This window comes from Pricia sp. (assembly GCF_041745955.1).
GTDB lineage: Bacteria > Bacteroidota > Bacteroidia > Flavobacteriales > Flavobacteriaceae > Pricia.
In genome coordinates this window covers 1-3133 of record NZ_JBGTHY010000448.1, presented here as the reverse complement: position 1 = coordinate 3133, position 3133 = coordinate 1, and the positions used below count along the sequence as shown (strand labels likewise).

At 41.8% G+C, this 3133-nt stretch carries 3 protein-coding genes and 1 pseudogene; all 4 read left to right on the top strand.

Translation table 11 applies throughout. The features are described 5' to 3' along the window. Window positions 1-215: pseudogene (locus ACEW8S_RS15860) on the top strand (hypothetical protein); the annotation flags it as partial. 87 nt (window positions 216-302) lie between these two features. Continuing rightward, the gene (locus tag ACEW8S_RS15855; RefSeq protein WP_373519097.1) at window positions 303-566 is read left to right on the top strand and encodes a hypothetical protein; all 264 of its coding nucleotides are present in this window, start codon (window positions 303-305) and stop codon (window positions 564-566) included. Window positions 567-712: 146 nt separating this feature from the next. Continuing rightward, window positions 713-1501: a LytTR family DNA-binding domain-containing protein gene (locus tag ACEW8S_RS15850; RefSeq protein WP_373519096.1), complete on the top strand. Its 789-nt coding sequence runs from the start codon at window positions 713-715 to the stop codon at window positions 1499-1501. Between the two features lie 90 nt (window positions 1502-1591). Next, window positions 1592-2803: an intradiol ring-cleavage dioxygenase gene (locus ACEW8S_RS15845; protein WP_373519095.1), complete on the top strand. Its 1212-nt coding sequence runs from the start codon at window positions 1592-1594 to the stop codon at window positions 2801-2803. Window positions 2804-3133 lie beyond the last annotated feature (330 nt).

Genomic DNA, 3133 nt, shown 5'->3' with positions numbered 1-3133 from the left:
ATTTTGTTGAAGAAGTAGAGCATACCATTGAATTGATAGTAAAGAATCCGGAAATGTCCAAGGTTTCCCTATATGATAATATCAGTAGGGAAGCATTTATCACCAAGCATACTACCATGTTCTACAGGATATTGGACGACTCAATCGAAATTGAATACTTCTGGGGGAATTTTGATGATCCTGAAAAGATAAACGAATTACTAAAGTTCAAATAAAAGATAGGTTACTAGGCTTCTATTTCATTAAATTGGGGTCATAATGATATTTATATCTATGTAAACGATTTGTCGACAAGCCTTAAAATGAAAAAAAGTTTAATAATTTTGACATTGAAAGCTATGGTGGGACTTTATTCCTGTGGACAAAGCGGAAAATCAAAATCTAATAAATATAGTGCAGTCCTTGGCAACCTGAAGGAATGTGTATTTCTTTTTAGCGAGGAAGTCAACGTCCTGATAAGTGGATATCTCTCAAAACATATGCTCGTACCGAATTCGATAGGCAATGAAAAGGACAGAATGGTATTCAAGGCACTGACCGACAACTATAATCGTCTAAAAACTTAATAAACGATGGTTTCCGACAAGGACAAAATGGACTGAAAGCTGTATTTGTATAGGGACTATACCCTAAAATTGTAAATTTTCCTGTTCATACAACACATTTGGCGCAAGCATAAAAGTAAATGCCTCAATCTATAACATACCGACCAGTGGAAATTCATCCAAGGCTAAAAAAGCCCGAATTATGGATAGGTATCCTCCTTGTGGTCATCAGCCTTTCAGTTTTTCAGGACTATTTGTTCAGCCGAATACAAAATACAGGATTTTACATATCGGAATCCTTGCTCTACAACCTTATTTGGGCCTTCCTCGCACCATTGGCATATTTGGAGCTCAGGTTTTTCAAACTGCTCAAACTCCAAAGCAAATTTGGACGGATCGTTCTTTCGGTCGCATTGGGCGGCCTCTTTACCATAGTACACATTTTAGTTTTTGCATCCTATTTTGTGGCGGTCAGCTATTTTGCGTTTTCTCCGACACACCGTTTTCCACATATTTTAAGTACAGCCCTATCCAATCAATTTTACATCCTCGTTCTTTTTTATGTCATGGTCCCGCTATTTTTCAGCTCCAAAAAAAAGGACGGCCGACATACCGGGTGGACAACCGAATATCCCGGGATAATCAAGATCAAGGTGGGCCTCAGGATCGTTTCGTTGGACACTATGGCCATTCAGACCGTTTCAGCGGAAAAACCGTACACAGTTGTGATGCTTGGCGACAAAGAATATTTGGACAACCGTACATTGAGGGATTTTGAGGTTGTACTGGACCCTGAGCACTTCGTTCGGGTACACCGTTCGTCCATAGTCAACAAAAGGTACGTCAAAGAACTGAAATCGAGAAAGAACGGCGACTACGACGCCAAGCTCCAAAATGATCGAATCATCAGGTTCAGTAGACATTACAGGGCCAATTGGGAAGGCCTACTCCATTGAGACAATTTCACACTCCACTTGGCAAATTGCAGCATCAGGGGGAAATAGAATGCCGTTCCGACAGTATATTTTTGGTTCAAAGCAGCTTTTATGTTCATAATACGAAAATCGGGAATCGCCCTATTAGCGGCCTTCGGGCTTATGGCATGTAACGGACAAAGCCATACAACGAGCGTTCAGGACGAGAAGTTGAGCGAAGATTTCGACAAATCGCCTCCTTTTTACTATAAAATGCCCGCCGGCCTTTCCTCGGAGGATACAAGTCCGGGATGGAAACAGGATGGACAGAAGATTCTCCTTACGGGAACCGTTTATGAAAGGGACGGAAAGAACCCTGCCCCGAATGTAATTCTCTACTATTACCACACCGACATTCATGGCATGTACGCGACCAACCCCGACGAACCGCTGAACATGCCGAAAAACAAACTAGGCCAGACCCACGGACACATCAGAGGCTGGATAAGGACGGATTCCGACGGTAGATACACCATTAGAACAGTGATTCCGGGAGCCTACCCGAGCAGGGGGGAACCAGCACACGTACACGTGACGGTAAAGGAGAAAAATATGAAAGAACCTTACTACATCGACGATTTCGTATTCGATACTGACCCCTTGCTGACCTCTGAAAGAAGAAACAAGATGGAAGACCGAGGAGGGAGCGGAGTTGTCCGGTTTGTTGGAAAACAAAGTTTATGGATTGGCGAGCGAAACTTGATTTTGGGATTGAACATTCCGAATTATCCAAAATCGAATATTCCAAGGGCCGAATCGGGCAAAAAAATTGGGGAGGATATAAGTTCCTTTACGCCTTACCATGCCTTTGGCCCGGATAAGGGCACGACGACCTGTCCAATCTGCAAGTATGGGTGGTACCACGGTATTCTCTACTTTGTTGGCAATAACCCCAATTGGGAGGAAATTAAAAGATGGCTCACGTTTTTAGAATATGAAAGCCGGAAGAGGGAAAAGTATTTAAAAGCCTATTTCGTGTATGGAAACGAAAACGACTACAATACGGAAAATCGACTTTCCCGATTGGAAGAACTGGGACACGAACTTAAACTGGGGAATATTGCCTTGACCTTTGTCCCTTCATTTTCCGACAGACCCTCGGAAATATATTTGAACGAAATTGACCAGAACGTAGGGAACACCTTTATCATCTACCGAAGAAGTATTATCATAGGAAAATACACGGACCTAAAGCCGACCGAGGAAAATTTTAACGAAATACGTTACCGGCTTGGACAAACGACCAATGAGTACTTCAGACTTCCCAAAGTGGAAAAGGAGTAGGCCGGTTTACAGAAGACATGCTGTAAAGGCAATGGCGTTTCAGGTGCAAGATTGAAACTTTTCCCGTGGAAAATGTATCTTTCCATAAAAAAAAACAGTATAATCCGGTGTTAGCATTATATTCGACAATTCGCAAAAGTTCAAATAAAGGATTAAAATATGCTTACAGCAATCAGTCCAAAAATCCCCATGCGTAGCAAGGCAATCACTAAGAATTTTTATTTACGTCAATTAGGATTCAAAGAATTTGGAAATGCCGACTATGAAGATTACCTGATGTTGGAAAAGGACAAAATCCAAATCCATTTTTTTGCATTCAAGTCACTTGAC